General features: G+C 63.6%; 17 protein-coding genes. 6 read left to right on the top strand and 11 right to left on the bottom strand.

Going from position 1 to position 19,101, the window contains the following annotated elements:
* Positions 1 to 171: 171 nt before the first annotated feature.
* Positions 172 to 552 carry a nucleotidyltransferase domain-containing protein gene (locus tag VIN30_RS10475; protein WP_326424344.1) on the top strand — a complete coding sequence of 127 codons (381 nt, stop codon included), beginning with the start codon at positions 172 to 174 and terminating at the stop codon, positions 550 to 552.
* Positions 545 to 997, top strand: coding sequence for a HEPN domain-containing protein (locus VIN30_RS10470; protein ID WP_326424345.1), 453 nt, complete (start codon positions 545 to 547; stop codon positions 995 to 997). Before VIN30_RS10475 ends, VIN30_RS10470 begins: the two co-directional genes overlap by 8 nt.
* On the opposite strand, the gene VIN30_RS10465 is transcribed toward VIN30_RS10470, so the two are convergent.
* Positions 973 to 1,158, bottom strand: coding sequence for a DUF4357 domain-containing protein (locus VIN30_RS10465; RefSeq protein WP_338211419.1), 186 nt, complete (start codon positions 1,156 to 1,158; stop codon positions 973 to 975). The genes VIN30_RS10470 and VIN30_RS10465 overlap by 25 nt on opposite strands.
* Before the next feature lie 203 nt (positions 1,159 to 1,361).
* Here VIN30_RS10465 and VIN30_RS10460 point away from each other — a divergent pair, with 203 nt between their 5' ends.
* Positions 1,362 to 1,766 carry a restriction endonuclease subunit S domain-containing protein gene (locus VIN30_RS10460; RefSeq protein ID WP_338211416.1) on the top strand — a complete coding sequence of 135 codons (405 nt, stop codon included), beginning with the start codon at positions 1,362 to 1,364 and terminating at the stop codon, positions 1,764 to 1,766.
* Here the strand turns inward: VIN30_RS10460 and VIN30_RS10455 are convergent.
* From VIN30_RS10455 to VIN30_RS10430, 6 genes are all read right to left on the bottom strand, one after another.
* The gene (locus VIN30_RS10455) at positions 1,729 to 2,649 is read right to left on the bottom strand and encodes a Fic family protein (RefSeq protein WP_338211414.1); all 921 of its coding nucleotides are present in this window, start codon (positions 2,647 to 2,649) and stop codon (positions 1,729 to 1,731) included. The genes VIN30_RS10460 and VIN30_RS10455 overlap by 38 nt on opposite strands.
* A gap of 235 nt (positions 2,650 to 2,884) precedes the next feature.
* Positions 2,885 to 5,521, bottom strand: coding sequence for an alanine--tRNA ligase (alaS, locus tag VIN30_RS10450; RefSeq protein WP_338211412.1), 2,637 nt, complete (start codon positions 5,519 to 5,521; stop codon positions 2,885 to 2,887).
* A 61-nt stretch (positions 5,522 to 5,582) separates the two neighbouring features.
* Positions 5,583 to 6,971 carry an AI-2E family transporter gene (locus tag VIN30_RS10445; protein ID WP_338211410.1) on the bottom strand — a complete coding sequence of 463 codons (1,389 nt, stop codon included), beginning with the start codon at positions 6,969 to 6,971 and terminating at the stop codon, positions 5,583 to 5,585.
* A gap of 31 nt (positions 6,972 to 7,002) precedes the next feature.
* Positions 7,003 to 7,851 (bottom strand): DUF948 domain-containing protein, encoded by an 849-nt coding sequence (locus VIN30_RS10440; protein ID WP_338211408.1) that lies wholly within the window; start codon positions 7,849 to 7,851, stop codon positions 7,003 to 7,005.
* A gap of 128 nt (positions 7,852 to 7,979) precedes the next feature.
* A complete protein-coding gene (locus tag VIN30_RS10435; RefSeq protein WP_338211406.1) occupies positions 7,980 to 9,290 on the bottom strand; it encodes a replication-associated recombination protein A in 1,311 nt (436 codons plus the stop codon).
* A gap of 617 nt (positions 9,291 to 9,907) precedes the next feature.
* Entirely contained in the window at positions 9,908 to 10,720 is an 813-nt protein-coding gene (locus VIN30_RS10430; protein WP_338211404.1) for a UTP--glucose-1-phosphate uridylyltransferase, read from the bottom strand.
* 358 nt (positions 10,721 to 11,078) lie between these two features.
* Here VIN30_RS10430 and VIN30_RS10425 point away from each other — a divergent pair, with 358 nt between their 5' ends.
* Together VIN30_RS10425 and VIN30_RS10420 are read left to right on the top strand one after the other, a co-directional pair.
* On the top strand, positions 11,079 to 12,062 hold the full coding sequence (locus VIN30_RS10425) for an FAD:protein FMN transferase (RefSeq protein WP_338211402.1): 984 nt from the start codon (positions 11,079 to 11,081) through the stop codon (positions 12,060 to 12,062).
* Positions 12,063 to 12,362: 300 nt separating this feature from the next.
* On the top strand, positions 12,363 to 13,292 hold the full coding sequence (locus VIN30_RS10420; RefSeq protein ID WP_338211400.1) for a MarR family transcriptional regulator: 930 nt from the start codon (positions 12,363 to 12,365) through the stop codon (positions 13,290 to 13,292).
* A gap of 42 nt (positions 13,293 to 13,334) precedes the next feature.
* Here VIN30_RS10420 and VIN30_RS10415 read toward each other — a convergent pair whose 3' ends face one another.
* The 3 genes from VIN30_RS10415 to VIN30_RS10405 are packed head-to-tail and all read right to left on the bottom strand — an operon-like array spanning position 13,335 to position 16,468.
* Complete coding sequence (locus VIN30_RS10415; RefSeq protein ID WP_338211398.1) at positions 13,335 to 14,096, bottom strand: hypothetical protein; 762 nt, start codon at positions 14,094 to 14,096, stop codon at positions 13,335 to 13,337.
* Between the two features lies 1 nt (position 14,097).
* Entirely contained in the window at positions 14,098 to 15,939 is a 1,842-nt protein-coding gene (locus VIN30_RS10410; RefSeq protein WP_326424363.1) for an FAD-dependent oxidoreductase, read from the bottom strand.
* Positions 15,932 to 16,468, bottom strand: a complete 537-nt coding sequence (locus VIN30_RS10405; RefSeq protein WP_326424364.1) for an FMN-binding protein — start codon at positions 16,466 to 16,468, stop codon at positions 15,932 to 15,934. Before VIN30_RS10405 ends, VIN30_RS10410 begins: the two co-directional genes overlap by 8 nt.
* A gap of 347 nt (positions 16,469 to 16,815) precedes the next feature.
* Here VIN30_RS10405 and VIN30_RS10400 point away from each other — a divergent pair, with 347 nt between their 5' ends.
* Positions 16,816 to 17,937, top strand: coding sequence for a DUF5692 family protein (locus VIN30_RS10400; RefSeq protein ID WP_326424365.1), 1,122 nt, complete (start codon positions 16,816 to 16,818; stop codon positions 17,935 to 17,937).
* Between the two features lie 74 nt (positions 17,938 to 18,011).
* Here the strand turns inward: VIN30_RS10400 and VIN30_RS10395 are convergent, their stop codons facing one another.
* Positions 18,012 to 18,944, bottom strand: coding sequence for a radical SAM protein (locus VIN30_RS10395; RefSeq protein WP_338211395.1), 933 nt, complete (start codon positions 18,942 to 18,944; stop codon positions 18,012 to 18,014).
* Positions 18,945 to 19,101 lie beyond the last annotated feature (157 nt).

The following is a 19,101-nucleotide window of genomic DNA, read 5'->3' as shown; positions in this document are numbered from 1 at the left end:
CTGTTCCGCATCTGGAAAGCCGACGCCAGATTGGGCATGCCCCACATCCCCCAGCTTACGCTGTTCCCAAGTTATTTTCTTCCCGCGCAACGGCTTGTGCACTATCGGGCTTCCCTAGACACAACACTGCCCTTTCCATGCTAGAATCTTCGAGAGACGAAAGGATGCCGGATGCCACGAAGCGCAGGAGCAAATACCAAGATCAATTCCGATGCCGCCAAGCTGCGCATCCCGGTAACTGTGCTTGAGTCAATGATAGACGCCATTACAGATGCGGTGCCCACTGACAGCATTTACATTTTCGGCAGTTACGCACGTCGCGAGGAGCGTCCTTCGAGTGATGTCGACATCATGGTCATTACCGAAAATGACAATGAGAGGCCCATCCGATATGCCACCAAGGCATCGATGTCAATCTCGCGGTTGATGTACGACGCCGGTTTCGACTACGATCTGCTGGCTCGCTTTCGTGATGACTATCTAGATCGTAAAATCCGCCGCACAACAGTGGACTACGCCATCGCCAACGAGGGCGTGAAGATCTATGGCTAAAGAGCTCCGCGGCCTTCTCTATGCAGCATCCGTAGATGTCGAGACCATCGATGCCCTCGCCTCGTTGGGAGTCGCGAGCTACGCAGAGAGCATCGGATACCATGCGCAGCAAGCTGCCGAGAAACTGGTGAAGTCGGTGTTCGAGAAGAACAACGAAGCTTTCCCTTTTACGCATAATATCTCGTCGTTGTTGAACCGAGCCAATGATTTGGGCTTCCTCGACTTCGACGACGAGACCCTCGAACAGGCCTCTTACCTCTCGAGCCTCATATCGCTTACACGTTATGCGGACGCGCCGGATTTTCAGGAGGGTGAAGCTTTGGATGCCATGCGCGCCTTCGAGGCCATCTCCCGGATGATTTCCGACAATGGGTATGAATCCCTTGCCTTGTCGCCCTGTAAGGACGAGCCCAAAGAGGGTCAGTCCGTCCGAGAGTCCCTGTAGACAAAGGAAAGCGTTCTTCCGCTTTCGTCCACCCATTCGGTCCATCCATTGCAGCTTCCGACAAGGACGAAAACGGCGGCAGCGCTCGGACTATCGAAATGCAGCGTGCAGCCGAGTTCGTGCAGCCCTTTCTCCGTCGGGGCAAGCTCGCCTGAATCAATGAGCTTGCGCCTCAGCGACTCCAGCTTGTTGTTGGGATTCCGCTTGGGAACAGCGTAAGCTGGGGGAGCTGTACGCCGTCAACAACGAGCGCAATGACGACTGCGCACTTGGTTACGACAGGACGTTGTCTATCGCCACGATGACCTTCAATGGAGGGAATGGGGCCTCCGATGCATCGCTTAGCAACTACAAGATAATCCGTGTGGGTGACATCGCGTTTGAGGGTCATACGAATAAAGAGCACGCTTTTGGCCGCTTCGTCCTCAATGACGCAGGTGACGGTCTTATGTCTCCTCGGTTTTCCTGCTTCAGGCCCATCGTGGAGCAGCGATTTGAATTCTGGAAGTATTTTATTCCGCATGAAAGAACGATGCGCCCTATCCTGGTGAACGCCACGAAGAGCGGGACCATGATGAATGAATTGGTCCCGAGCGATCTGGCTCAAGAGCCAATTCTGGTTCCAGATTTACCGGAGCAATCTCGCATCGGTGCCCTCTTCCAGAAGCTCGACTCGCTCATCACCCTTCATCAGCGTGAGTTAGATCGGCAAAGAGCCGGGCGCGTTTGCCTCAAGGACGAACATCGAACATCGACATCAGCCTCTTAAATGCGTCTTGCCCGTCCAGGCAGGTGTCCGTTAGATACCCCTTCTCCCGATCCCATTCGGAAAGGCCTCGGTAGTAGAACATCTTCTTAGAGTCCTCGATAATGAACGGAACAAGCTCAAAGCGCAGGCACTCCTTCAACACGATAAGCCTTCCGACCCTTCCATTCCCGTCCTGGAACGGGTGGATGCGCTCGAACTCGCAATGAAACCAGACGATATCGTCAATCGTAACGTCGACAATCTGGTCGTACTCGGAAAGCAGCGAACCCATACGGAAGGCAACCTCTTCCGGCTTGACCGTCTCGCGACCGCCGACCACGTTGGGCCGCCTCTTATAGTCCCCGACGGCAAACCATGCAAGCGTGGAATCCCTCGTGCCCTGCTTCAGCATGCGATGCAGCTGCTTGACGATGTCTTCAGTAAGCGGCTCCTCCGCTGTGTCGATGCAGTAATCTATGGCCCGGAAGTGATTGACCGTCTCAATAATGTCATCAACGGGAACGCCTTCGCCAACATCCACGGTGTTCGTCTCGAAGATCATTCTGGTTTGATCTTCACTGAGCCTGCTTCCCTCGATATGGTTGGAGTTGTAGGTCATCCGCACCTGAAGTTCGTGGTACAGGCCGCCTGAAATTTGGGCGTATTTCTCATCCCTGAGCGTTTGCAGCAAGTTATTGCTCGAAATAGCTCGGCACAACTCGCCTACTGGGCAGCAAAGGAAGGTCGCCATCCTTTCAAGAACACGGTCCGAGACTTTCTCCCCTCGACCAATCTTCGCCATGGTACGGGAAGAGATGCCCAGCTCCTTCGCCAATGCGGTCCTCGTCAGACCCCTCTCATTCAGTTTTTGCGACAAGCCGGAATACGAAATCACAATATTCACCTCATTCCTTTACTTTTTATAGCACAGTACGCTCCCAAGTAAAGGTTTCAGGGTGAAAAGGTAAAGTTTGCACAACGCAATCTGCAGGCCGAAGCCGTCTTCTCCTACCTCAAGCACAGGCTTTCTCATATTCTTTAAGATTTCCAGCCCGCACTGATAGGGAAAGGACGGCGCGGGGCCGTCCTTTCTTGGGGTCGTTTGGAATAATGCGAGGCGACCGGTACTCCTGGTGCCCCTACAGAATCATGTTGCGGGCGATTTCCAGGGCGTCGTCGATGCCGTCGGGGTTCTTACCGCCGGCCTGGGCCATGGTGGGCTTGCCGCCGCCACCGCCCTGGATGGCCGGGCCCATGGCCTTGATGATGACCCCAGCGTTGAACCCAGCGGCCACGGCCTCGTCGGTGCCGGCGGCCATGAGCACGGGCTTGCCGTCGTTCACCGCGGCCACCACCATCGCGCCCGGGGCGCTCATGCGGCTGCGGACGATATCCCACATGTTGCGCATCTGGCCGCCGTCGCGTACCTCGGTGCGGGCGATAATGACCGGGTAGCCCGCCGGCGCGTCCTGCACCTGGGCAAGCAGCGCGGCGAACATGTCGTCGCCCACCATCTCCTTGGCGCGCTTGGCCTTGGCGCGCATCTCCTTCATGGCCTTCTGATCGGCGGCCACGCGCTCGGACACGTCGAACATGGGCACGCGCAGGGTGCCGGCGGCCTCCTTCAGCTCGGCCTCCACCTTGTTCACGTAGGCGAGCGCGCCATAGCTTGTCACGGCCTCGATGCGGCGCACATTGGCGCCCACGCTCGACTCACTCGTGATCTTCAAAAAGCCGATCTCGGCGGTGTTGGACACATGGCAGCCGCCGCAGAGCTCGCGGCTGAAGTCGCCCGCCTCTACCACGCGAACCACATCGCCGTACTTCTCGCCGAACAGACCGGTGATACCGGCGGCGCGGGCCTCTTCCAGGGAAGTCTCGTAAATGGTGGTGGGCGTGGCGCTCATGATGTGCTCGTTGGCCTCGCGCTCCACGTCCGCCAGCTGCTCGGCCGTGCAGGCCTCGAAGTGGGTGAAGTCGAAGCGCAGACGATCGGGGCCCACGTAGGAGCCGGCCTGCTTCACGTGATCGCCCAGCACGCGGCGCAGGGCGGCGTGCAGGATGTGGGTGGCGGTGTGGTTGCGCTCGATGGCGGCGCGGCGGTTGGCGTCCACGCGGGCCACCACGGCATCGCCCTCGGCCAGACCGGCCTCATCGGCGCGCACGGCGTGCACCACGAGGCCCTTCTCGGGAGCCTTCGTGTCCAGCACGTAGATGTGCGCGTCCCCGTTCTCGATGACGCCGGTGTCGCCCACCTCGCCGCCCATCTCGGCGTAGAACGGCGTGGCGGCAAGCACCACCTCGCCGGACTGCCCGGCAGCCAGAGTGCCCACGCGCTCGCCGTCCACCACCACGGCCAGCACGCGCGTGGCGGCCGCGGTGGCGCTATAGCCCACGAAGTCGGTGGGGCCGAGCTCGCGCAGCAGGTCGGCGTAGATGCCGCCATAGGTGGACCAGGCGGCCTCGGCGTCCTTGGCACCGGCGGCGCGGGCGCGCTCGCGCTGGGCCTCCATGGCGGCCTCGAAGCCGGTCATGTCCACGGTGATGCCGCGGCCCTCGGCGATCTCCTGGGTCACTTCCACGGGGAAGCCGTAGGTGTCGTGCAGGGTGAAGGCCTCCTCACCCGAGAGCACGTTGCCCTCAAGGGCCGAAAGCGCATCTTCCAGATAGGCCTGGCCTTGGCGCAGGGTGGCGCCGAAGCGATCCTCCTCGGCCATGATGAGGCCGCGCTCCAGCTCGCGGTTCTCCACGATCTCGGGGTACACATCACCCATGAGGCGCACGATCTCATCCACATACTCGTTCAGGAAGTGGCCCTCGATGCCGATGAGCTGGGCCTTCATGATGGCGCGACGCAGCAGGCGGCGCAGCACGTAGCCGCGGCCCTCGTTGCCCGGCAGGATACCGTCGGCGATCATGAAGGTGACCGAGCGGGAGTGGTCGGCGATGATGCGCAGGGCCAGGTCCACCTCGGCGTCCTCGCCGTAGGTGTGGCCGGAAAGCCGCTCGCCCACGGCCACCAGGCTGCGCAGCACGTCGGTCTCGTAGTTGCTTTGCACGCCCTGCATGATGGCGGCCATACGTTCCAGGCCCATACCCGTGTCGATGTTCTTCTTGGGCAGCGGCAGAAGCGTGCCGTCCTCCTGGCCGTCGTACTGGGTGAACACGCAGTTCCAGTACTCCAGGAAGCGGTCGCAGTCGCAGCCCGGCGCGCAGTCGGGGCTGCCGCAGCCGAACGCGGGGCCCTGGTCGTAGTAGATCTCCGAGCAGGGTCCGCACGGGCCGGTGGGGCCGGCGCGCCAGAAGTTGTCGTCCTCGCCGAGGCGCGAGATGTGGTCCTCGGGCACGCCGAGCTTCTTCCAAATCTCGATGGTCTCGTCGTCGTCCTCGAACACGGTGAAGTACAGGCGCTCGGGCGGCAGCCCCAGCACGTTCACGGAGAAGTCGTAGGCCCAGGCGCACATCTCGTCCTTGAAGTACTCGCCGAAGGAGAAGTTGCCGAGCATCTCGAAGAAGCTCAGGTGGCGCCCCGTGGTGCCGATGATGTCGATGTCGTTGGTGCGCACGCACTTCTGCACGCTGGTAGTGCCAATATAGGGCGCCTCCAGCTGCTTCTGCTGCAGGAAGTAGGGCTTGAACTGCACCATGCCGGCGCTCGTCAGCAGAAGCGACGGATCGTCGGGGATGAGCGAAGAGGACGGCACCAGCTTGCAGCCCTTCTCCTGGAAGTAGTTCAGGTACTTCTCGCGAATCTCAGCGGTTGTCATGTACTGCATAGGTATCCTGTCCGTCCTTTGCGGATTGCCGAAAATATCCAGCCGATGATTATAGTACAAGTTACCTGCGCGGGTCGTCCTCGTCGTGGGAATGGCGCGGGCCGACCTTCCCGTGGCGCTGCAGATGCAGCTTTGGCAGACGCCCGGTAATACCGGCCACGTCCTCGAGCCGAATGGGACGCAACGAGCCGGTGGTGGTTGGCGCCGTGGCGTCGGCAATGGGGTTCACCTTTTCAGCGTCCTCGGGCGTGCCCTTGAAGAACACGCCGTCCTCGGCCACCAGGTGGCGCCCGGTCTTCTTCTCGAAGTAGTACACGAACACCGACTTTGCCACGGCCACCAGCGGAATGGAGGCCAACATGCCCACGAGCGATCCCAAAAGTCCGCTCATGGCGCCGCCCAGGGCCGAGCCCACCATCAAGGCGAACAAGGTCAGCGCCGGGTGGATGTCCACCGAGTTCGCCATGATCTTCGGCGAGACGAAGGTGTAGACGAGCTGCTGAATGACAATGGTGCCGATCAGCGCGATGGCCGCCGTAACAGGCCCGGCGAAGATGGCCACGATGGCAGCCAGAGCACCACCGATCCACGGGCCGATAATGGGGATGATGTTCATAACGCCGGTGATAAGCCCCAGCACCGCCGCGTTGGGCACGCCGGCAAACCCGAACAGCACGCCGCAGCCCACGCCGATGATGGCGCACTGCAGCAGCGTCCCTTTGATGTAGCCGCCCATCACACGTGTAAAGGTGGCATGGAAGAACTCCGCGTCGCCCGCGTGCTTAGGCCCGATGAGCCGACGCGTCTCGCGGCCGATGGCGGGCAGTTCCATCAGCACCCAGAACGCGATGACCAGGCCGAAGCCCAGGGCCATAAGGCCGTTGGCCAGCGTGGTGCCGAAGGCCATCACGCCGCTGCCGGCACCCGAGGCGATGCCCGCCGCCCACGAGGCGGCGGCCTTTTGGGCCTCGGCGATAAGGTTCTTCACCGTGTCGTCCTCGAAGAACTGGGCGTAGCGGCCGTACAGGTCGTTGCCCCAGGCCGTCACGGCGTCCACATAATGGGGCATGCTGGTGAGCAAGTCGTTGAACTGGGCGTTCAGGCCGAACATAGGCGAGAACAGCAGGAAGCCCACCGCCAAGATGACCACGGCCATCAGCAGGTAGGCCACGGTGGTGCCGATGGCGCGATTCACGTGATGCTTCTCCAGCCCGTTCACCACGCCGCGCAGGCAGAACACGATGATGAGCGTCCAGATGAGAATGGCAACGGGCACCGCGAGAATGCCCATGAGCCACACCACCACGCCCAGCAGCAGAATGGCGGCGATCACCGACCACAGGTCGAGAAACCGCACCCGGGCCTTGCGTTCCCCCGGTGTGAGGCCGACGGAGGACGTCTCCACGGCGCGGCGGCCGGAAGCGGGCGTGCGAATAGGGTCGCTGCTCATACAATCACCTGGGACTCTCGCGCAAACCGAACTACTGAACCGTGTAGGGACCCTTCTTGGCCGGCGCCGCCTCGGCGGCCGCGGCGTTCGGGGAAATGCTCGCAGAGGCCGCAGGCGCATCCGTGTCGGTGCCGGCGGCGGCCACCGCGGCGTTGGTCAGCGTGGCGGCGGTATCGCCCAGCTGGCTCTCGAAGGCGCCGGTGCGCGCATCGCGGGCGGCGGTGTCGGCCTTGCGGGCCGCACGACGCGCCTTCTGCTCGGACATCACGGCGCTGGCGGCATCGCCCATGGCGCTCACCGCGTCGGCCACCGTCGCCGAACGCTCCGGGGCCCGGTCGGCCGCGGAGGTTGCGGCGGCGCCCAGGCGCACCGACTCATCGGAGGCGTAACGCGGCTTGAACTTGCTGCGCAGCTTGCCGGTCAGGGTGTTCACCAGATCGATAGGAGCGCTCGTGACCGTATCCACGGCGCCGGCAGCCTTCGACACGGAATCGGTGATCTGCGTCACATCCTCCAGAATCTGGTCAACGCGCATCAGCTCCAGGTTGGCCGCATCCACCGTCAGGGCCAGGCGCTCCACCAGCGGGTCGACGCGGCCCACCGCCGGACGCGCTTCCTCGGCCAAGGCGTTGGCCTTCTCCATCAGCGGGTTCACCTGCTCGGTGATCAGCGTGTTCACGTTGCCGACCAACGGCTCAACCTGGGCAGTGATCTTCTCCACGTTCTGCAGCGTGGGCGTCAGCTCCTTGTGAGCATCGTCGATGGTCGAACGAGTCGAGCGAATGGTCAGCGCCAGCTCCACGACGAACCAGACCAGCACCGCGCCCACAAGCACATAGACGATCGGCAGAGCCACGTCCACAACAGCAGCGAAATCCATGATGAGCCTCCTTATATTTGCGAAGACCTGACTATACTATTACCGCGCCCATTCTAATAAGCCCACCAGCAATTTCACAGAAGGCCGTCACACAAGTAGCCATTCCGTAAACGGCCGTAGACGCCCCGTCAATTCTGGCGGTCGCGGGAAGCGGCGTCAGTGCGGTAGGCCTCCCAGCCGCGTTCGCTGGGCTGGTAGAAGCAACCGCGCTCCAAACCTTCCGGCAGGTAACGCTGGTCCACCCAGCCGCCCGGATAGCTGTGCGGGTATTTGTACTGGCCGTAGTTCTCGGAACCGGGACGGTGGCGGTCGCGCAGGTAGTCGGGCACCTTGCGCGCCGGACCGTTGCGCACTTCGCGCAGGGCCGCATCGATGGCGGCCTCGGCGGCGTTCGACTTCGGGGCCAGGGCCAGATAGATGGCGGCCTGGGCCAGATTGATGCGGCATTCGGGATAGCCGATGACCTCGGCGGCGCGGAAAGCAGCTTCAGCCACCAACAGCGCCTGGGGGTCGGCGTTACCGATGTCCTCGGAAGCGGCGATGTACATGCGCCGGGCGATGAACTTCGGGTCCTCTCCCCCGTCGATCATACGGGCGAGCCAGTACACCGCGGCATCGGGGTCGCTGCCGCGCATGCTCTTGATGAACGCGGAGATGATGTCGTAGTGCATGTCCTTGTTCTTGTCGTAGGGCAGCACGCGATGGGGCGTGGCGGTGCGCACCATGTCCTCGGTGATGGCCACCGGCGCTTCGCGTGTGCCAGGCGGCACCAGGCCCGCGGCCAGTTCCAAGGTGGTGAGGGCCCCGCGCCCGTCGCCCCCGGCCAAGGTGACGATGGCCTTGCACGCATCGTCCTCCAACACGTAGGCGCCCCCCAGGCCGCGCTCGTCGCTCACGGCCCGCTGCACCAGCTGCACGATCTCCTCGTCGGACAGCGCATGCAGCTCCACCACGCGCGAGCGCGAGATAAGGGCCGAGTTCACCTCGAAAAACGGGTTCTCGGTGGTGGCGCCTACCAGCACCAGCAGCCGATCCTCCACCGCATGCAGCAACGTGTCCTGCTGGCTGCGGTTGAAGCGGTGAATCTCGTCCACGAACAGAATCGTGCGCAAGCCGTTCATAACGAGCCGCTTCTCGGCCGCATCGATCTCGCGGCGCAGATCGGACACCGTGCCCCCGATGGCCGACACCTCCACGAACGTGGCCTTGGTGGACTCGGCGATCACATGGGCCAGCGACGTTTTCCCCGTACCCGCCGGACCGAAGAGAATGACCGAGCTCAAGCTGTCGTTCTGAATAGCGGCGCGCAGCCAGCTGCCCTCGCCCACGGCTTCGGTCTGGCCGACCACCTCGTCAAGCGCGCGCGGTCGCATGCGCACAGCCAGCGGGGCCACCGCGTTGCGCTGTGCGTTGTCCATTGCAGTAAATAAAGTATCCATGGCTCGTAATGGTACCACGCGAAGCCGCCAAATAATAGAACAAATGTTAGTTTTCTGCAGCAATGAAAATCGGCAATGGCCCGAAGGGCCGAGCCTCGGGATGCGCCCAAGGAAGTCAGCGAGCGGCAGCGAGGCGCCTGCAATCGTGCCGAAAGGCGGCTGAGCGTACCTCGTTACGCGAAGGAAAGCCTTGAGGCGCGAGGGCAGGTGCATCGCCGTCGCGCAGCGTCGAGAAAAGAAGCGGCCCGGCGGAGGGGGCCGCCGGGCCAGAAGGAGGGGGGATGCGACTCTCTCGGGAGTCGCTTTCTGCTTTTCAGAGACAAAGCAGGCAAGTGATCGGAGGGGGTTGTCTCACTTGCTGGCATCAGTATAACAAGCAGCCTTGAATTCCCTATGACGTGAAGGTGGGGAACTTGTGGATTCAAAGGGTCATCTTTAAGCAATTCTTCAGAAATAAGAAGCATTGCGACCAGCGAGAACGTGACGGCAATTTCTTATAATAGCACCGTTGCTGACACGTTGTCGAGCCTTGTATCCAAGCCTTTCACGGCAGAAAACGGCCCCGTTCCACGACCGCGGCGCAGTCTGGGAAAGCGGGGGCGAAATTCGGGAGTTGCCTAACCGTTCTTGCGCTGGAACAAGATGTTGTTCGTCTCCAGCCAGCTTTCCACGGTGCCCGTATCGAAGCCGTCGGCAGGATCCACCACCAGAGCGTACATCTCCTCCTCAGCCAGCACCGCATCCAGCGCGTCGGTCAGCTGGATCTCGCCGCCCACGCCCGGCTCCACATCGGCCAGAAGCTCCATCACGCGCGGCGACAGCAGATAGCGACCGAACACGGCCAGATTGCTGGGGGCGTCCTCCAGGGCCGGCTTCTCCACCAGCGCGTCCACCTTCCACACGTCGTCGGCCACCGGCGCCCCGGCGATGACGCCGAAGCGGCTCACCTGGTCGTCGGGCACGGGCATGACCGCGATGACGCTCGCACCACCATGGGCGTCGGAGACCGCCCGCATGGCCGGCAGCATCTGGTTGTCGGGCACGAGCACGTCGCCCAGCAGCACGTAGAAGGCCTCGTCGCCGGTCTTCTCGGCCGCGCAGCGCACCGCATGGCCCAAACCTAACGCCTCTTCCTGGTACACATAGCTCACCGGGTAGTTGCCCACGGCCTCCACGGCATCGGCGTAGGCGTCCTTGCCGCGCTCGCGCAGCAGCGCCACCAGCTCGGGATTGGGAGCGAAATGGTCCTCGATGGCCTTCTTGTCGTGGCTGTTGATGATGACCACCTCGTCGGCCGCCGACGCGAGCCCCTCCTCCACCACATACTGGATAGCGGGCCGGTCCACCACGAGCAGCATTTCCTTGGGCTGGGCCTTTGTGGCCGGCAGAAAGCGGGTACCGAGCCCCGCTGCGGGAATGAGAGCCTTCATCAATCGCCTTTCTCTTCATTGAGCCATCGCTGAAACCTGAAATCAGGCGAAAACCGTCTCCCAGGCGAAAACACCGAGGAGCTCGCGTTCGCGCATTCAACGGCCATGATACTACACCGCATCGCGGCGGCGCGCGGCCATCGATCTGCTTTCCGCGCGAGATAACGCTCGTTTTGGCTCGGAAATCGCTACTTTGTTACCGCCGGGGCCGCAAGGCACCTCGCGTGTAATACGCCAACTGCGAAAACAGTGGATATACCGTACAGCAGAGGGCCCATTTCGCAACCGTACGTCACAAACTCGTGATTTCCAAGCCAAAACGAGCGCAAACAGTTCTCATTCGCCGTATACTGGCCCCATGGAAACCGTCAGTGGACAAAATATCGACCCCATCCCCGACGAGGACTTCGTGCAGTGGCACGAAGCCGAAGGCGGCAAGCCCGCAGGCATGCGCTTCCTCGCATTCAACACCATCATCGACATCGAGGCCTACGGTGACGCGGCCGCATGTCGCACGGCCTTCGAAGAGGCCCGAGCGCTCTGCCGCACCTTCGAGCGCCTGTTCAGCCGCACCCTGCCCCATTCCGACATCGCACGCATCAACAGCGCGAAGGGCGCGGCGGTGCCCATCGATCCCCTCACCCACGACTTGCTCACCCGCGCGCGCGCCTACTGCGAGGCCAGCGAGGGCACCTTCGACATCACCGTGGGACCGGCCGTGCTCCTGTGGAACTTCCACGAGGGCACCGTGCCCGACCGTGCCGCCCTGGCCGAAGCCGTCACCCACGTGGACTGGCGCGCGCTGAGGCTGTGGAAGGAGGGGGAAACCTGCTGCGCCCAGCTGGCCGACCCCGCAGCAGCGGTGGACGCGGGCGGCATCGCCAAGGGATGGATCGCCGATGCGCTGGTGAGCGCAATGGCGGCCCACGGGCTTGCGGGCATCATCGTGAATCTCGGCGGCAACGTGGCCGTCAGCGGCGCCAAGCCCACCGGCGAGCCGTGGAACGTGGGCGTGCGCAACCCCGCCGAGCCGGAGAAGCTCATCGGCGCGGTACCGCTGGCCGGCGGCTCGGCGGTTACGAGCGGCATCTACGAGCGCTGCTTCACCGCGCCCGACGGCACCTTCTACCACCACATCCTGGATCCGCGCACGGGCATGCCCGCCGAAACCGACGTGGCCGGCGTCACCGTCATCTGCGAGAAGTCCATCGACGCCGAGGGCTTCTCCACCACGCTTCTGGCCCTGGGGTTGGAACGGGGACTCGCCCTGGCGCGGCGACGCCCCGAAATCCAGCAGGCCTTCTTCATCGACTGCGCGGGGCGCATCACCACCGCTCGCTAGCAATCTCGGAGCTCTGCCGCACGAAAAGAGCTCGAAAATGGTCAGAAAAGCGACTTTTGGCTTCGCGAAGACTCTGTTTTGCCTCTCTTGCGCCTCTTTGCTAGTCTATAATTATCGAATTATATATATTAACTGTCATTTTTATCCCATATCTTCCACCTATTAAACTCAACAGTGCACAAAAGTCGATTTTTTGACCAATTTATAAGCTCTTTTGTGTTCACCGCAACCTACGCCACCCCCTGGACGATACAATTATTGCAGCAGTGAACTATCTATGCAATCGAGAGTGGGGTACTGGTGCCAAGCACATCCGCCAAGGACAAATTCAACCTGGATTCCACGTACTTCGTGGCCTTCGAGATGGCCCACGAGACGCTGCGCCAGGGGCTGGCCGCTGCCAGCAGCCTGAACGTCACCCAGTACCGCATGCTTACAAAGCTTTTCCAGGCGACGAGGCCCGTGAACCAAGGCGAACTGGGGAAGCTGCTGGGCATGAAACCCAACGCCGTCACCCAGGCGGTGGATGCCCTGGTCGCACGCGACTACGTCACCCGCGAGGCTGGCGAAGTCGATGGCCGCACGCGCTTCCTATCCATCACCGAGGAGGGGCGCGCCCACATCGCAGCCGTGAACGAGTCGCTCGTCGCGAGCCTGTACGCGAACTTCCCCACCGGCAACCCCACCTACCGCACCATTCTGGAAGCCGCGGTGGCCGCCGGCGCCTCCATCGAGCCTCCGTTGAACGCCGAGGCGGCCTCGCGCTTCCCGGCCTCGCGGTCGCTCGTGTCCATCGAGCTCATCCGTGCTGAAACCGAGCGCACCCTGCGGGAGGCCACGGGCGCCTCGTTCAACGAGTGCCGCATCGTGCAGCGCCTGGGCGAGACCGACCGTCCCGAGCGGGTGGGCGCGCTGGCCGAGGCCCTGGCCATGTCGCCGGTGAACGCGGCGCGTGCCGTCGATCGGCTGGTGCAGCGCGGCTGGGTGCGCCGGTTGAAATCGCCCCGCGACAAGAAGGCCGTCTATGTGGCGCTCACCGACGAGGGCGTGTACGAGGGCTTCCTCATCGGCGCCACAGTGAACGAGCTGGCCGCCACCCGGCTGTGGAAGAACCTCACCCCCGGCCAGCGGGAGGCCATCGAGCAGGTGGGGCACGTGGTGGTGGCCGACCTGGACGCCCAGCGCCAAGCAAAGGAGCAGGCCGCCTACGACCTGCTCCAGGAAATCTAGCACTCTCTACGAAGCCGACGATAGGGCCGGCGGCGGCGCCCTTTAAGCGGCTGAGGCCTGCCGAGGGGCAGCCGTCGCAGCCGTCGCGCCTTCCAGCTTTCCCCTATAGGCCGCGGCACCGAAGAGCATGGCCAGATTCACGATCACATCCGCCGCCACCCAAGCGCCGAGCGCGGGCAGGCTCACGGCGGCCGCGTTCAGGGCCGAGAAGGTGCCCAGGGTGAGCGCCGCCACCACGGCCCCGCAGCCCGCGCACGCCACGAGCAGGGACGCCTCCAGGCTGCGGCCCGCACGAGCACGCGCCACGCAGGCGCTGATCACCATGGAGGCGGCGCCCAGAAGCGTGCCCAGGAAGGCCGCAAACACGATGACGCCCGCGATGATGACCGGCAGCCCCGGCAGCTTCGAGCTCATAGAGCCCACCTGCACCGCCGACAGGATGCCGAGCACCACGAGCGCCAGGCACACGATGGCCACAAGCGCCGTGGCCCAACCCCACAGAAACGCCGTAAGCGGGCGCGGGCGTGCCGTACCGCGGGCGGCCAGCACGCCGTAGAGCACCGCCCCGGCCGTGGAGACCACAAGCGCGAGTCCTGCCGCGAACAGGAAGGCCACGAAGGCCGACCCCGTGAGGATAGAGCAGATCACGTCCAGAATGGGCACCCCCGACGCGGAGATGTAGTCGAAGGCGAGCACGCCGGTGCCGCCGGCTACCGTCAGGGCGATGCGTCCGAGAAGCGCGATAATCGCCGCGAGCGCGTACAGGGTGAGGAAGGGACGCGCCATCGCTTTCATATCGTTCATGTTAGTCTCCCATCTCGTTTTCCACGGCAGAGGTGCCGCAGAGGTAGCCGCCGCAGAAGGCGAGCCCCACGTCTCCCATGAGCGAGCCCAGAATGGGATCGCCGATGTAGCTGTTCTCGCCGCAGGCGCCGCCGGCGGTGTGCCAGCCGGCGTACAGGCCCGGAATAGGGCGCCCGTTCACGCCCATCACCTGCATCTGGTCGTTGATGAGCAGGCCGGCCTTCGTGCCGTACAGGTTGCCGCCGATGCGGCAACCGTAGAAGGGCGGCGTGGTGATGGCATGCAGCCACTCAGGCGGCATAGGATACATGAAGTCGTCCTCGCCGCGCTCGCACGCCTCGTTCCATTTCGCCACGGCCTCGGTGAGCACGCCCTCGGCAAGCCCCAAGTCGCGCTCCAGCTCCTCCAGGGTGTCGCGGCGCTTCAGCACGTCGGCATCGATGGCGTCCTGCACGCCGTGGTGCCAGTCGCGGTAGTGCTCGGGCACCTTCTCGATCTGCTCCAGATCGGGGGTGATGAGCTTGCGGCAGTGCTCCTGGGCGAACCCGGCCAGATGATCCTCGTAGTTCGCGTCGAAGATGATGTAGGAGCGATGCCCCGGAGGGGTCATCTGGATGGTGGCCAAGTCCCCCAAAGCGTAGATGGCGTTCGCGCCGTCCTCGCCCACGCGGGAGTCCATGTAGCGCAGGCGGTTGCCGCACCGATCGATGGTCAGCCACGGCTGACGCGAGAGCTGGGTCATGCCGTCGTAGAGGAAGCGCGCCCAGGTGCCGCCCTCGGCCTGCCAGTCCACGCCGCCGTCGAAGGAGGCCGAGCTGTTGAAGCCGGACACGTCGGCACCGGCGCCGAGGCCCATGCGGAAGCACTCGCCGGTCTCGCCGGCGGTGAGGTAGCTGGAGGCGCAGCCCATGGCCGCCGTGGGAATGTACTTGTCGAGCAGCGCCTTGTTGTTGCAGAAGCCGCCCGCGGTGAGGATGACGGCGCGCCGCGCGTGGATGTACTTCTCGTCGCCGTAGTCCTCGTTCACCACCACGCCCACGATGCGGCCGTCCCCGTCGCGCACGAGCGCGGCGGCGGGGCTCTGGAAGTGGAAGTCAACGCCGTGCTTGTTGCCGTAGTTGTACATGGCGTCGGTGGCGTCCTTCATCTTCAGCACGTGGTGGTCCAGCGTCGAGCGCTTCGGCGCCACGTACACCGGCACCTCGCCCAAACGCCATTGCACGCCGCATTCGGCCATCCAGTCCAAGCTGTGGCCGCCCTCTTCGGCGATCTTGTAGATGAGCTTGGGGTCGGCCGCGTAATGGTACTCGTCCATGGCCCAGTCGGTGAGCGCCTGGGGATCAAAGGGGTAGCTCGGGAAGGCAAACTGCTTGTCCTCCTGGCCGGAGTAACCGCCCAGGATACCGCACATGCCCGCTTCCTGGGCGTTGCCACCGGGAAGCCCCATGGCCTCCACGCAGATGACGTCAGCGCCCAGCTGCACGGCGCGGGCCGCGGCGTTCAGGCCGCCTCCGCCGGCCCCCACCACGCAGATATCGCACTCGTAGTCCCACGCGGCGGGCACGTCCCGTGGCGGAATGGGCGTGGCGTCGTTGGCCGGGAAACTCGCGGCGTTGTGTTCGCGGTAAGTGCCGTCGACGGCGCTTGCGTTCGTGGCGTCGCTCGGGGCGTCGGCCGCCACCGGGTCGCCCTCGCGCGTCCAGTCGCCGCGGCGCTCGGTGCTCGCGGCGAGGGCCGCCTCGGGAGCAAGAAGCCCCGCTGCGGCAGCGCCGGCAGCCGCCAGGGCCGAACCGGTCAGAAAGTCGCGGCGCGAAAGGCCGCTCGTGCGGATCGACTTACTCATGGCTCTCCCCTTCCTGCGCAGCTGCGGCTGCGGCACCAGCGGCGGCAACATCGGTAGCCACCTCGGCACCGGCCTGGGCCAGGGCGTCATCCACTGCCTGCTTTACGCCGGCGGTGGTAATGGTGGCACCCGCGATGGCATCGATATCGGAGCCCTGGGCCGCCTCGATCATCTGCGCGTAGCGACCGTCGCGGATGGCCTCGTAGCCCCCGCGGCTCTGGCTCTCGCCGTCCTGGGCGGTTTCCAGGCACGTCAGGCGCCCGTCGTCCACCAGCAGCGTCACGCTGATCCAACCCTCCATACCGCGGCCGTAACCGGTGTACACCCCATCGCGCAGGTTGCCCTCGGCCCGGGCCGCGTCATCGGCCACCACCTCCGCGGCCCATGGGTCGTCGGTGCGCTGGGCCAGCTGCTCGGCCGAAGCCGCATCCTTCGAGCCCGAGCCCTCGTAGGAGGCCCCGCAGCCCGCAAGCCCCAGGGCAAGCGCCGTGGCGCACCCCAGGGCCGCTGTCGTCTTAACGCCGTTCATGTTCCCTCCGATCATTCCGACATGTTTGACCGATATTTCTTCATGAAAGTTTTCTTTTATTTTCACTCATGAAGTTATTTGAGCGGAGCATAACAGCATTTTTCCCGTGTATCAAGGCAATATTGACGATTTTTTGCATAGCGTCAATTACAACCAAACTGATAATTTATGGATATTGACTGAAGATGAGAAGCCGAGTATGGTGATTTCCAACGACCGCAGGAACCCCTGCGCAGCCGTCGCGGCTGGCCCCGTGGAAAAGAGCGCCACGCGCGGGGCGAGCACTTCCGCCACCGGCCCAACCGCGACGAGCTTGACCTGTCCGCATCTGTTAAGGAGGGATCCCCATGCTCTTCGACGTGTACGGCCCGAACGCCGTCTACCAATGGCTGGGTTTGGCCATGGTGCTCGTCCTGCTCATCGTGCTGAACGAATTCGCCCGACGCACGAAAGGCGGCGGCATATTCATGTTCTTCGGCGTATGCGGGTTCATGACCGTGTACTGCCTGGCCGTGGAAATCGGCGCGGCCATGGGTGCCGAGTGGGCGCTGACCAATCCCACCCACACCGACATGAACAGCTGGTTCCACTACGCGAAGGTGTATGCCGCCACCGCCGGCTGCATCGGCTTCATGGCCATCAAGTACTCCTGGGGCAAGATCGGCCGCTCCCACTGGTTCAAGGCCTTCCCCTTCATCATCGTGGCCATCAACATCCTCATCGCCGTGGTGAGCGACTTCGAGAGCGCCATCCGCGCCTTCGGCACCACCTGGGTGTCCTCCGAGGGCGTGACGCTGTACGGCGGCTGGCACAACGTGTTCAACGGTGTGGCCGGCATCATCAACATCGCCTGCATGACCGGCTGGTTCGGCATCTACATCTCCAAGAAGCGCCAGGACATGCTGTGGCCCGACATGACGTGGGTGTTCATCATCTCCTACGATTTGTGGAACTTCTGCTACACCTACAACAACCTGCCCACCCACTCCTGGTACTGCGGCGTGGCACTGCTTCTGGCCCCCACCATCGCCGGCCTTATCTGGAACAAGGGCGGCTGGATTCAGAACCGCGCCTTCACCCTTTCCATGTGGTGCATGTTCTGCCAGATGGTGCCCATGTTCGCCAACGACTCCATCTTCGCCGCCAACTCGGTGAACAACCCGAACGTGAACCTGGTGGTGTCGCTTTTGGCCCTGGGCGCGAACATCGCCGCCTTCGCCTACATCATGTATCGTGCCAAGAAGCTGGGCGTGAACCCCTACAAGCAGGAAGTGTTCGTGGGCACCAAGGACTTCCGCGAAGCCATGGAGCGCCGCGCCGATACCGCCTACCTGCTTGAGACCGAGCCCGCCAGCGCCACGCCGGCCGAGATCGCCGAGATGGTGGCCTACAACGAGCTGCCCGCCGAGGGCACTCCGGGCTTCGTGTACGTGGCCGTAGAGGAAACGAATCCGCCCCAGCGCAAATAGGCGCTTCGGGAAACCAAGCCTCCCCAAGGGGATCCGCAACCGCGCGGATCCCCTCTTTTTTGCTTTGCCCGCTCTCACAGATGACGCAAGTTGGCGCGATAGCTGCGCAGGCGATCCTCGCCGATATCGGAGATGACGGCATCGAGGGCCGCGATGACTTCCTCCCGTTGCTCGGGTAAGCGGCCACGCAGCATCACCGGGTTCGACGCGCCCAACATGGCGAACTCCACGGGAACGGAGAGCCGCGAGATCAGCTCCTTCACCTCCTCGTACTTCTCCACCTCGCGCGCCTCGCGCCACCGTCCGGCCGCGATCTCCGCATGCAACGCCGAGTTGCGGTAAACGGTGAGCATGTTCGCGCCGATGAGCCAGGGACTCGTCCGATTGCAGATAGCCGCCGTTGCCCGTGCGCCTTCGATGCCGCGCCCGGCACCCGATATGCCGGCCAGGTAGAAGAACGCGTACGAGATGCCCGCAGCGTCGAGTCGCGCGCACTGCTCGACGATATCCTCGGCCCCGTAGCCCTTGTCCATGAACGCAAGGGCCACCTCATCGCCGGTCTCCACGCCGATGGTAAGGCCGTCGAACCCCGCCGCCGCGAGGTCGGCCAACTCGCCATCGGTCTTCGCCGCAACGTCGGTTATCCGCGAGAAGCACCCGACGCTCTCACATTGCGGAAAGTAGGCGCGCACCAGCTCGGCAATCCGCAGCAGATGGCGCGCCTTCAGCCCGAAGGGGTTCGCGCCCGCCAAAAATATCCGGCTCGTGCGCGCGCCGGGCAACGCGAACAGGCGCTCCTCTGCTTTTCGGAGCGGGTCGTGATACCACGTCTGCGCCTCCAGGAGATCCGCCTCGATGTCCTCCAGGGGCGAGGGACGGAACTTGAACGGCAGGTCCTCGTACAGCGTGCAGAACTTGCATCGATGGTGCGTGCACCCCGCCGTCGCCTCGATGATGAGCGAGTCCGCCTCGTAAGGCGGCCGCCAGATCGTTCCCGTGTAATGCATGGTTTCTCCTCTCTTACACTCGCTGCGACTGGGCAGCCGCCGGTGCCAAGCTCTTTGCCGGCCCCGGTCCCCTCCCAACGCAGCCGTCGCCGATTTCGCCCCGGTCCCGTCGCCCTCGGCTCCATCGGCTTCATCATGCTAAGATTGGTGCTAAATT

Origin of the sequence: Adlercreutzia wanghongyangiae (assembly GCF_035989245.1) — a bacterium.
GTDB classification, from domain to species: Bacteria; Actinomycetota; Coriobacteriia; order Coriobacteriales; family Eggerthellaceae; genus Adlercreutzia; species Adlercreutzia wanghongyangiae.
The sequence above is the reverse complement of the archived record's forward strand: the minus strand, read 5'-3'. Positions and strand labels throughout refer to the sequence as shown.

Coding starts and splice junctions, on each gene's coding strand:
- VIN30_RS10475 (WP_326424344.1), top strand. CDS start 172: ATGCCACGAAGCGCAGGAGCAAATACCAAGATCAATTCCGATGCCGCC.
- VIN30_RS10470 (WP_326424345.1), top strand. CDS start 545: ATGGCTAAAGAGCTCCGCGGCCTTCTCTATGCAGCATCCGTAGATGTC.
- alaS (WP_338211412.1), bottom strand. CDS start 5,521: ATGCAGTACATGACAACCGCTGAGATTCGCGAGAAGTACCTGAACTAC.
- VIN30_RS10445 (WP_338211410.1), bottom strand. CDS start 6,971: ATGAGCAGCGACCCTATTCGCACGCCCGCTTCCGGCCGCCGCGCCGTG.
- VIN30_RS10440 (WP_338211408.1), bottom strand. CDS start 7,851: ATGGATTTCGCTGCTGTTGTGGACGTGGCTCTGCCGATCGTCTATGTG.
- VIN30_RS10435 (WP_338211406.1), bottom strand. CDS start 9,290: ATGGATACTTTATTTACTGCAATGGACAACGCACAGCGCAACGCGGTG.
- VIN30_RS10430 (WP_338211404.1), bottom strand. CDS start 10,720: ATGAAGGCTCTCATTCCCGCAGCGGGGCTCGGTACCCGCTTTCTGCCG.
- VIN30_RS10425 (WP_338211402.1), top strand. CDS start 11,079: ATGGAAACCGTCAGTGGACAAAATATCGACCCCATCCCCGACGAGGAC.
- VIN30_RS10415 (WP_338211398.1), bottom strand. CDS start 14,096: ATGAACGATATGAAAGCGATGGCGCGTCCCTTCCTCACCCTGTACGCG.
- VIN30_RS10410 (WP_326424363.1), bottom strand. CDS start 15,939: ATGAGTAAGTCGATCCGCACGAGCGGCCTTTCGCGCCGCGACTTTCTG.
- VIN30_RS10405 (WP_326424364.1), bottom strand. CDS start 16,468: ATGAACGGCGTTAAGACGACAGCGGCCCTGGGGTGCGCCACGGCGCTT.
- VIN30_RS10400 (WP_326424365.1), top strand. CDS start 16,816: ATGCTCTTCGACGTGTACGGCCCGAACGCCGTCTACCAATGGCTGGGT.
- VIN30_RS10395 (WP_338211395.1), bottom strand. CDS start 18,944: ATGCATTACACGGGAACGATCTGGCGGCCGCCTTACGAGGCGGACTCG.